Below are 9,052 nucleotides of genomic sequence, written 5' to 3'. Positions count from 1 at the left end.
GCCGAACTCAGAAGTGAAACGCGGTAGCGCCGATGGTAGTGTGGCATTCGCCATGCGAGAGTAGGACACTGCCAGGCTTTAATTAAGCAATCACAGCAATGTGGTTGGTCGCGATACAACGTCAGGTTGTATTGGACAAAAGATTTAGATAGCGCACACAGTGCGGTCTTTACCGGTTAGTGTGCTGATATGGCTCAGTTGGTAGAGCGCATCCTTGGTAAGGATGAGGTCCCCAGTTCGACTCTGGGTATCAGCACCATGAAAGCAAAAGCCTCCCTGAAAAGGGAGGCTTTTTTGCATTTGTCTCTCGGCAAAATGCCACCATATCCTCTGCTGATCTCCATTTCTCGGGGTTTCATACTTCTCCATCACTCTTCATTTTTGTGGTTCGTTTGACCACAAAACCTATTAATTTCCCGATATTCATCGTGGTTTGATTGACGTAAAACGTTTTACATGTAAAATCCGGCGCGTTTTGCCTATTACGTGGAGAGAGAGCATGGCGCAGGATAATGAATACTGTTTGGGGGCGGTTCCCGCCAAGGGGCGCAAAGGTGTGCTGTCGCTGATGCTGGTGATGCTCGGCCTGACGTTCTTCTCTGCCAGCATGTGGACCGGCGGGGCGTTAGGCACCGGGCTGGTGTTCGATGACTTCATCAAGGCGGTACTGATCGGCAACTTGCTGCTGGGGATCTACACCGCCTGTCTCGGTTATATCGGTGCTTCAACCGGTCTCTCTACCCATCTGCTGGCTCGTTACTCCTTTGGGGTGAAAGGTTCCTGGCTGCCTTCGCTGCTGCTGGGTGGCACTCAGGTTGGCTGGTTCGGCGTTGGTGTGGCGATGTTTGCGCTGCCGGTGCAGAAGGCGACCGGTATCGATGTGAACTGGCTGATCGCCATTTCGGGCATTTTGATGACGGTGACCGTCTACTTCGGGATCTCCGCTCTGATGGTACTGAGTTTTGTGGCCGTACCGGCTATCGCACTGCTCGGTGGTTACTCGGTCTGGCTGGCGGTAACCTCGACCGGTGGCATGGCGGCGTTGCAGCAGGTGCAACCAAGCAATCCCATCGAGTTCACCACGGCCTTGACCATGGTGGTCGGTTCCTTCATCAGTGCAGGAACCCTGACCGCCGACTTTGTCCGATTTGGTCGCAAACCCTGGGGCGCCGTCATGATTACCATGGTGGCGTTTTTTTTGGGCAATACTCTGATGTTCATCTTCGGTGCAGCCGGTGCGGCCGTGACCGGTCAGGCTGATATTTCGGAAGTGATGCTGATGCAGGGACTGCTGATCCCCGCCATTCTGGTACTGGGCCTCAATATCTGGACCACCAACGACAACGCCCTCTACGCATCCGGTCTTGGTTTTGCCAACATAACGGGTCTCAAGAGCAAGCCGCTCAGCGTGATCAATGGATTGATTGGCACGGCTTGCGCCCTCTGGCTCTACAACAACTTTGTCGGTTGGCTGGCCTTTTTGAGTACGGCAATCCCGCCGATCGGTGGCATTATCATCATGGATTTCCTGCTCAATCGTGAGCGTTATCGTCAGTTTGCCGATCAGCAGTTCGAGACGGTGCGCTGGCAGGCGCTGGTCGCCACGGCAGTCGGGGTGGCTGTCGGAAAATGGCTGCCGGGCATAGTGCCACTCAACGCGGTATTGGGCGCCGCCTTCACCTATTTCATTCTGGTTCGCCTCACCCAGCGGCCGGTTCTGGTACAGGAAGCTAGCAAATGCTGATTCAACATATTCGTTTTGCCGATCGGGAAGGGTTGTGGCAGATCCGCTGTCAGGATGGGGTAATCACCGCCATCGAACCCCATGACGAACATGCCGTAGCTGGTCGGGTACTGGACGGGGAGGGCGGTCTTGTCATCGCGCCCTTTATCGAACCTCACATTCACCTCGATACCACCCAGACGGCGGGCGAGCCGAGCTGGAATCTCTCCGGCACCCTGTTCGAGGGGATCGAGCGCTGGGCCGAGCGCAAGGCGCTGCTGACCCATGAGGATGTGAAACAGCGCGCCATCCAGACACTGAAGTGGCAGATCGCCAACGGCATCCAGTTTGTGCGTACTCACGTTGATGTCTCCGACCCCAATCTGATTGCCCTGAAGGCGATGCTGGAGGTGCGGGAAGAGATGAAGGAGTGGGTGGAGCTGCAAATTGTCGCCTTCCCGCAGGAGGGGATCCTCTCCTACCCCAACGGCAAGGCCTTGCTGGAAGAGGCCCTCAAGCTGGGGGCCGATGTGATCGGTGCGATCCCCCACTTCGAGTTTACTCGGGAATATGGGGTCGAAAGTCTGCACTACATCTTCGATCTTGCGGAGAAGTATCAGGTTCTGGTCGATGTGCATTGCGACGAGATCGATGACGAGCAGTCCCGTTTCATCGAGACGCTGGCAACTCTGGCCTACGAGCGCGGTATCGGTCATAGAGTCACTGCCAGTCACACCACCGCCATGCACTCCTACAACGGCGCTTATGCTTCCCGTCTGTTCCGGCTGCTGAAGATGGCTGATATCAACTTCGTGGCCAATCCGCTGGTGAACATTCACCTGCAGGGTCGCTTCGATACTTATCCCAAGCGCCGTGGCATCACCCGGGTGAAGGAGATGCTGGAGGCGAACATCAACGTCTGCTTCGGCCACGACGATGTGTTCGATCCCTGGTATCCCATGGGCACTGCCAACATGTTGCAGGTGCTGCACATGGGGCTTCATGTCTGCCAGATCATGGGTTACGAGCAGATTAACGACGGTCTGAAGCTGATCAGCAGCCACAGCGCCCGCACCCTGAATGTGCAGGATCGCTATGGCATCGAGGTGGGCAAATCGGCCAACCTGCTGATCCTGCCCGCCGACAACGGCTTCGATGCGGTGCGTCGTCAGGTGCCGGTGCGTTATTCGATCCGCCATGGCAAGGTGATCGCCCAGACCCGACCGGCCCAGACCGAGATCGTGCTGGGTCAATCCGAGCCGATCGATTTTCGCCGCTGAGTTTTCAATCAGGGAGTGTGGCGATTAGTTCCGCCTCTGGGCACAAGGGCTGCCATTGCGCATAATGGCGGCCTTATCCTGAGGGAGTGACTCCATGCAAACCTGGTTATTTGTTGCTGCCGGCGGAGCCATCGGCGCCTGCCTGCGTTTCGGCATTGCCGAACTGATGGCGCTCCTGCTGGGCCGCCACTTCCCCTATGGCACTCTGGTGGTCAACGTGGTGGGCTCCTTCATCATGGGGGTGGCCTACGCCCTCATCAGTCACGGCCATATCGTCGAACATCCTATGAAGCCACTGCTGATGGTGGGGATCCTCGGTGCCCTGACCACATTTTCTTCCTTTGCCCTCGATACGGTGGTGCTGGCCCAACATGGCGCCTATCTGAAAGCACTGCTCAATATCGCGCTCAATCTCTTCCTCTGTCTGGCCATGGTAGTGCTGGGCATGCAGTTGGTTGCGAGCCGGGTTTAAGGTGTCCGGACGCCAGTGGCTCTGGTAAACTGGCGGCCATTCTTTGCTCTATGGGTGTTTAAGGGATGTCAGAACAAGCAACGACAACGCATTTTGGCTTTAAAACCGTGGCCGCGACCGAGAAGGAAACTCTGGTGGCCGGTGTCTTCCATTCGGTGGCAGCCAAGTACGATCTGATGAACGATCTGATGTCGTTCGGCATCCACCGCCTGTGGAAGCGCTTCACTATCGACTGCTCCGGTGTGCGCAAGGGCCAGAAGGTGCTGGATCTGGCCGGTGGTACCGGTGATCTGACCGCCAAGTTCTCCCGCATCGTCGGCGAGACCGGTCAGGTAGTGCTGGCGGATATCAACGACTCCATGCTGAAAGTGGGCCGTGACAAGCTGCGCAATCTGGGGGTCGCCAACAACGTCTCCTACGTGCAGGCCAACGCCGAGGCGCTCCCCTTCCCGGATAACCACTTCGATGTGATTACCATCGGCTTCGGCCTGCGCAACGTCACCGACAAGGACAAGGCGCTCGCCTCCATGTTCCGCGTGCTCAAGCCGGGTGGCCGTCTGCTGGTGCTGGAGTTCTCCAAGCCGGTCAGTGAAGTGATCGCCAAGCTCTATGACCTCTACTCCTTCAAACTGCTGCCGAAAATGGGCGAAATCGTCGCTAACGACGGTGAAAGCTACAAATATCTGGCAGAGTCCATCCGCATGCACCCGGATCAGCAGACCCTGGCTGGCATGATGGAAAATGTCGGTTTCGAACAGGTGGAGTACTTCAATCTGACTCAGGGTGTGGTCGCCCTGCACCGCGGTTACAAGTTTTAAGGTTGCCTATGCCAATCCCGATACAACTGGATGCCATGGTCACCGCGGTGATCGAAACCAGCCTCAACCAGTTGCTGGCGCTGGACAAACAGAGCCCGGAGAGGCTGCGCAAACTAGTGGGCAAGGTGCTCAAGCTGGAGCTGCGTGAACTCAAGCCGCTCTGGTTTGTCTTCTCCGAGCGTCGGCTGGATGTGCTGGCCCAGCATGAAGGGGAGGCCGATGCGGTGCTCAGCCTGTCGCTGACCGCCCTCGGTCTGCTGAAAGACCCGTCCGCCCTGACCCGCTATATCCGCGAGGAGAAGCTGGATCTGAGCGGCGATCCCCAGCTGGTACAGGCATTCTGCGTGCTGCTGGGCGAGCTGGATATCGACTGGGAAGAGGAGTTGTCGCGCTATACCGGCGACGTGCTGGCCCACACCCTGTTCAGCGGTGCTCGTCAGGCTCGTCGTCTGGTTGGTCGCGAACTGTGCCGCACCCGCAGCCAGCTGGCGGAATATCTGACCGAAGAGGCCCGCCTCGCCCCCGGCCCGCTGGAAGTGGCAAGTTTCAACGATGACGTCGAGGTGCTGGCCCAGCAGCTCAAGGCCGTCGAACTGCGGCTAGCCCGCTTCGAGCAGCAGGTGACCTGATGACCCCGAAGGAGTTCAAACGCCTCTATCGCATCATCACCATCCTGCTGGAGCGGGGCATCGACGAACTGGTGCCCGCCCGCTATCAACCCTGGCCGGGTCGTCTGGCCCGTCGCTCCCTGTTCTGGCTCAAGAACCAGCAACCGGATCTCAGCCGCGGTGCCCGCATCCGCCTCGCCTTCGAGGCCCTTGGTCCCATCTTCATCAAGTTCGGCCAGATGCTCTCGACCCGCCGCGACCTGCTGCCGCCGGATATCGCCGAGGAGCTGGCCCTGCTGCAGGACAGAGTGCCCCCCTTCTGTGGTCAGGCGGCGCGTCAGCAGATCGAGCTGAGCCTGGGTTGCCCCATCGAAACCCTGTTTGACGACTTCGACGAGACGCCGCTGGCCTCCGCCTCCATCGCGCAGGTGCATACCGCCCGCCTGAAGGAGAATGGCCGCGAGATCGTCATCAAGGTGATCCGTCCTGACATCGAGCCGGTCATCGAGGCCGACCTGCGGCTGATGCAGGCGCTGGCCCGTCTGGTGGCCCGTTTTGTGCCCCAGAGCGCGCGACTGCGCCCCATCGAGGTGGTGGAGGAGTATCGCAAGACCATCCTCGACGAGCTCAATCTGATGCGTGAAGCGGCCAACGCCATCCAGCTGCGCCGCAATTTCACCGGCTCCGAGGCGCTCTATGTGCCTGAAATCATCACCGATCTCTGCCGTGAGCAGGTGCTGGTGATGGAGCGCATCTACGGCATTCCGGTCTCCGATATACCGGCGCTTGAAGCCAACGGCACCAACATGAAGTTGCTGGCCGAGCGCGGGGTGGAGGTTTTCTTCACCCAGGTGTTCCGCGACAGCTTCTTCCACGCCGACATGCACCCGGGCAACATCTTCGTCTCCTATGAGCACCCAGAAAACCCGCTCTGGATCGGCATCGACTGCGGCATCGTCGGCACCCTCAATCGGGAAGACAAGCGCTATCTGGCGGAGAACTTCCTCGCCTTCTTCAACCGCGACTATCGCCGGGTGGCAGAGCTGCACGTGGAGTCGGGCTGGGTGCCGGCAGACACCAAGGTGGACGAGTTCGAGTTCGCCATCCGCACCGTGCTGGAGCCCATCTTCGAGAAGCCGCTTTCCGAGATTTCGTTCGGTCACGTGCTGCTCAACCTGTTCAACACTGCCCGCCGCTTCCATATGACGGTGCAGCCGCAGCTGGTGCTGCTGCAAAAGACCCTGCTCTATGTGGAAGGGTTGGGGCGTCATCTCTACCCGCAACTCGATTTGTGGCAGACCGCCAAGCCCTATCTGGAAAACTGGATGCACGAGCAGGTCGGGCCGAAAGCGGTGTGGAACGCCATCAAGGAGAAGGCGCCATTCTGGGCTGAGAAACTGCCGGAGCTGCCGGAGCTGGTCTATGAGACCCTGCGTCAGACCCGTCATCAGCAGCGTCATTTCGACCAGATGTTTGCCGAGTTCCGCCGTCACAGCCGTCGGCAGGGGCAGGCCCGCTACCTCTTAGGGGTTGGAGCCAGCCTGCTATTGGCGGGTGTATTCTTGCTGACCCAAAAACAACACATTGAGTGGGGACAAGCCAGTCTCGCCGGTGCAGCCCTCTGCTGGCTGGTCGGCTGGTTGCGAGCCCGTTCCCATTAATCAACAACCGCGCCGTCAGGCGCCTGTTCTGGAGAGAAAGTCATGGGTGGTATCAGTATTTGGCAATTGTTGATCATTGCAGTCATCGTGGTGCTGCTGTTCGGTACCAAGAAACTGCGCGGTATTGGTGGTGATCTGGGCGCGGCGGTCAAAGGGTTCAAGAAAGCACTCTCCGACGAGCCGGCCGATGCCAAGGCCGAGCAGAAAGATGCCGAGTTTCCCCCGAAACAGCTGAACGAAGCGGCCGCTCAGAGCAGTGAGTCCGCCAAGCAGAAAGACAAAGACCAGGCCTAAGCCATGTTCGATATCGGTTTTTGGGAGCTGGTCGTTATCGGTGTGGTCGCACTGGTGGTACTGGGGCCCGAGCGGCTGCCGGTTGCCATCCGCACGGCTACCCACTGGATCCGCCTCATTCGTTCGACCGCGAACTCGGTCAAGTCCGAGCTGGAGCAGGAGCTCAAGTTGCAAGAGCTGCACAACGACCTCAAGAAGGCTGAACAGCTGCAGATGAGCAATCTGAGCCCCGAGCTGCAGGAGTCCATCGAACAGCTCAAGGCGGCGGCCCAGTCGGTCAATCGCCCCTATCAGGTGGAGAACGAGATCCGTCCGCCGCGCCCCGAGCCGGTTGCCCAGGCTGAGCCTGCCACGCCGGTGGAGCCTGCAGTGCAGCTGAGCCACGACGTGCCGCCGGTCAACAGCCAGCGGGAGAGCGAGCCGGTGCCGGTCAGCGACTCCGCAGTAAAAGGGGAGGTGAAGCCATGAGTCAGGCCGAACAACCTCTGATCAGCCATCTGGTTGAGCTGAGAACCCGTTTGCTGCGCTCCATTTCCGCCATTCTGGTGGTGTTTCTGGGGCTGATCTACTTCTCCAACAACATCTACGACTTCGTGGCCCAGCCGCTGCTCAGCCAGCTGCCGGAAGGGACCAGCATGATCGCGACGGATGTGGCGACCCCCTTCCTGACGCCGATCAAGCTGACCCTGGTGGTCTCCTTCTTCGTGGCGATCCCCTATCTGCTCTATCAGGCCTGGGCCTTTATCGCCCCCGGTCTGTACCAGCATGAACGGCGGCTGATCATGCCGCTGGTCGCCTCCAGTGCCGTGCTGTTCTATGCGGGCATGGCGTTCGCCTACTACGTGGTGTTCCCGCTGGTGTTCGGTTTCTTCACCAGTACCGCCCCCGCCGGGGTGACGGTGGCGACCGACATCGCCAGCTATCTGGACTTCGTACTGACCCTGTTCTTCGCGTTCGGGGTAGCGTTCGAAATTCCGGTAGCCACTATATTGCTGTGCTGGACCGGTGTGACCACCCCCAAGAACCTGAAGGAGAAGCGTCCCTACGTCATCGTCGGGGTGTTTGTGGTCGGCATGCTGCTGACGCCGCCCGATGTCTTCTCCCAGACCCTGCTCGCCATCCCGATGTGGGCGCTGTGGGAGATAGGTCTGTTCTTCGCCCGCTTCTATGTGAAGAAAGAGGATGAAGAGCAACAGGAACAACCGGATGGGGAGAGCTGAGGCTCTGCTCGTCACCTGTTTGCCGGACGGCGAGAGGATGACGAAGTCCGCAGGAATAGCAGAACGAGGGGAGCTGAGGCTCCCTTCCTCTTTTCATGCTCCCGTTCGAGGCGTATGGTGTTGGCCCATCGAGTAGATGGTTTTCAAATACCTGATATGTCTTCCTTTTGTTCGGAACGTCTTATCCCATGATCGATATCGGTTTAAACCTGACCAGCAGCCAGTTCGCCGGTGAACAGCCTGAGCTGGTGGCCCGTGCCCGTGCCGCCGGGGTCGAGGCCCTGATCCTGACCGGTACCGATCTGGCTGGCAGCCGCGAGAGCGCCGGGTTGGCCGCCCGCTGGCCGGGCTACTGCTTCTCCACCGCCGGGGTGCATCCTCACGATGCCAAGAGTGTCGATGAGACAACCCTGCCCGCCTTGCGCGAGCTGGCGGCGCTGCCGCAGGTGGTGGCCATCGGCGAGTGCGGCCTCGACTACAACCGCGACTTCTCCCCCCGTCCGGTGCAGGATGCAGTGTTCGACGCCCAGCTGGCACTGGCCGCCGAGCTCGGGATGCCGGTGTTCCTCCATTGCCGTGACGCCCATGCCCGTTTCATCGAGATCCTCCGTCCCTGGCTGCCGAAGCTGCCGGGGGCCGTGTTGCACTGCTTCACCGGCTCCGATGAGGAGCTGGACGAGTGTCTGGCGCTGGGTCTGCATATCGGGGTGACCGGCTGGCTCTGCGACGAACGCCGCGGCCAGCTGCTGCGCGAACAGGTAGCGCGCATTCCGGCCGGTCGGCTGATGATCGAGACCGACGCCCCTTATTTGGTGCCGCGGGATCTGAAACCCCGCCCGAAACGCAACGAACCCGCTTTTTTGCCGCACATCGCCCAGGTGGTGGCGGCCTGTCGTGGTGAAGCGCCCGAGGCCTTGCTGGCCCATACCCGGGCCACCTCCGCCGCGTTCTTCCAACTTCCTCTCCAGGAGTGATT

General features: G+C 59.6%; 10 protein-coding genes and 1 tRNA gene. All 11 read left to right on the top strand.

Going from position 1 to position 9,052, the window contains the following annotated elements:
• Positions 1-183 precede the first annotated feature (183 nt).
• The 11 genes from PG888_RS15930 to PG888_RS15880 all read left to right on the top strand — a co-directional run bounded on the left by PG888_RS15930 (position 184) and on the right by PG888_RS15880 (position 9,050).
• Positions 184-259: transfer RNA gene (locus tag PG888_RS15930), tRNA-Thr, on the top strand.
• 240 nt (positions 260-499) lie between these two features.
• On the top strand, positions 500-1,744 hold the full coding sequence (gene codB / locus PG888_RS15925) for a cytosine permease (protein WP_270693761.1): 1,245 nt from the start codon (positions 500-502) through the stop codon (positions 1,742-1,744).
• A complete protein-coding gene (locus tag PG888_RS15920) occupies positions 1,738-3,003 on the top strand; it encodes a cytosine deaminase (protein WP_270693762.1) in 1,266 nt (421 codons plus the stop codon). The genes codB and PG888_RS15920 overlap by 7 nt, the downstream gene beginning before the upstream one ends.
• A 94-nt stretch (positions 3,004-3,097) precedes the next feature.
• Complete coding sequence (gene crcB, locus PG888_RS15915; RefSeq protein WP_042656755.1) at positions 3,098-3,475, top strand: fluoride efflux transporter CrcB; 378 nt, start codon at positions 3,098-3,100, stop codon at positions 3,473-3,475.
• 65 nt (positions 3,476-3,540) lie between these two features.
• Positions 3,541-4,293 carry a bifunctional demethylmenaquinone methyltransferase/2-methoxy-6-polyprenyl-1,4-benzoquinol methylase UbiE gene (gene ubiE, locus PG888_RS15910; protein ID WP_042656756.1) on the top strand — a complete coding sequence of 251 codons (753 nt, stop codon included), beginning with the start codon at positions 3,541-3,543 and terminating at the stop codon, positions 4,291-4,293.
• Positions 4,294-4,313: 20 nt separating this feature from the next.
• A complete protein-coding gene (locus tag PG888_RS15905) occupies positions 4,314-4,922 on the top strand; it encodes a ubiquinone biosynthesis accessory factor UbiJ (protein ID WP_270693795.1) in 609 nt (202 codons plus the stop codon).
• Entirely contained in the window at positions 4,922-6,562 is a 1,641-nt protein-coding gene (gene ubiB / locus PG888_RS15900; protein WP_270693763.1) for a ubiquinone biosynthesis regulatory protein kinase UbiB, read from the top strand. The genes PG888_RS15905 and ubiB overlap by 1 nt, the downstream gene beginning before the upstream one ends.
• Positions 6,563-6,604: 42 nt before the next feature.
• Positions 6,605-6,856, top strand: coding sequence for a Sec-independent protein translocase subunit TatA (gene tatA, locus PG888_RS15895; RefSeq protein WP_234605812.1), 252 nt, complete (start codon positions 6,605-6,607; stop codon positions 6,854-6,856).
• Positions 6,857-6,859: 3 nt separating this feature from the next.
• Positions 6,860-7,324: a Sec-independent protein translocase protein TatB gene (gene tatB / locus PG888_RS15890; RefSeq protein WP_005342398.1), complete on the top strand. Its 465-nt coding sequence runs from the start codon at positions 6,860-6,862 to the stop codon at positions 7,322-7,324.
• Positions 7,321-8,076, top strand: a complete 756-nt coding sequence (tatC, locus tag PG888_RS15885) for a twin-arginine translocase subunit TatC (protein ID WP_163129685.1) — start codon at positions 7,321-7,323, stop codon at positions 8,074-8,076. Before tatB ends, tatC begins: the two co-directional genes overlap by 4 nt.
• A 188-nt stretch (positions 8,077-8,264) precedes the next feature.
• Positions 8,265-9,050, top strand: a complete 786-nt coding sequence (locus PG888_RS15880; RefSeq protein ID WP_005342402.1) for a TatD family hydrolase — start codon at positions 8,265-8,267, stop codon at positions 9,048-9,050.
• Positions 9,051-9,052 lie beyond the last annotated feature (2 nt).

Source organism: Aeromonas sp. QDB23 (genome assembly GCF_027707745.1).
Taxonomy (GTDB): Bacteria; Pseudomonadota; Gammaproteobacteria; order Enterobacterales; family Aeromonadaceae; genus Aeromonas; species Aeromonas allosaccharophila.
This window is presented reverse-complemented; position numbering and strand designations above follow the sequence as displayed.

What these genes read in the sequence shown, in the direction of transcription:
- codB (WP_270693761.1), top strand. Translation starts at nt 500, where the DNA reads ATGGCGCAGGATAATGAATACTGTTTGGGGGCGGTTCCCGCCAAGGGG.
- PG888_RS15920 (WP_270693762.1), top strand. Translation starts at nt 1,738, where the DNA reads ATGCTGATTCAACATATTCGTTTTGCCGATCGGGAAGGGTTGTGGCAG.
- crcB (WP_042656755.1), top strand. Translation starts at nt 3,098, where the DNA reads ATGCAAACCTGGTTATTTGTTGCTGCCGGCGGAGCCATCGGCGCCTGC.
- ubiE (WP_042656756.1), top strand. Translation starts at nt 3,541, where the DNA reads ATGTCAGAACAAGCAACGACAACGCATTTTGGCTTTAAAACCGTGGCC.
- ubiB (WP_270693763.1), top strand. Translation starts at nt 4,922, where the DNA reads ATGACCCCGAAGGAGTTCAAACGCCTCTATCGCATCATCACCATCCTG.
- tatA (WP_234605812.1), top strand. Translation starts at nt 6,605, where the DNA reads ATGGGTGGTATCAGTATTTGGCAATTGTTGATCATTGCAGTCATCGTG.
- tatB (WP_005342398.1), top strand. Translation starts at nt 6,860, where the DNA reads ATGTTCGATATCGGTTTTTGGGAGCTGGTCGTTATCGGTGTGGTCGCA.
- tatC (WP_163129685.1), top strand. Translation starts at nt 7,321, where the DNA reads ATGAGTCAGGCCGAACAACCTCTGATCAGCCATCTGGTTGAGCTGAGA.
- PG888_RS15880 (WP_005342402.1), top strand. Translation starts at nt 8,265, where the DNA reads ATGATCGATATCGGTTTAAACCTGACCAGCAGCCAGTTCGCCGGTGAA.